Origin of the sequence: Hungatella sp. SL.1.14, assembly GCF_024460495.1 — a bacterium.
Taxonomy (GTDB): Bacteria; Bacillota; Clostridia; order Lachnospirales; family Lachnospiraceae; genus Hungatella; species Hungatella hathewayi.
In genome coordinates, this window is the sequence record NZ_JANFYJ010000566.1 from 1 (window position 1) to 271 (window position 271).

Sequence of the window (271 nt, forward strand, 5' to 3'; positions counted from 1 at the left end):
ATGCCTTGGCACTAAGAGCCGATGAAAGACGTGATAAGCTGCGAAAAGCTTCGGGGAGGAGCAAATATCCTTTGATCCGGAGATATCTGAATGGGGAAACCTGGCTGAGCAAACCTCAGTCGGCGTAACGTGAATCCATAGCGTTACGTTGGGAACCCGCTGAACTGAAACATCTAAGTAGGCGGAGGAAAAGAAAGAAAACTCGATTTCCAGAGTAGCGGCGAGCGAAATGGAAGGAGCCTAAACCTGGGTGCGTGCACCCAGGGGTTAT

1 rRNA gene is annotated in these 271 nt (G+C 50.6%); it reads left to right on the forward strand.

The features are described from left to right. A 23S ribosomal RNA gene (locus NE473_RS32325) occupies positions 1–271 on the forward strand; the annotation flags it as partial.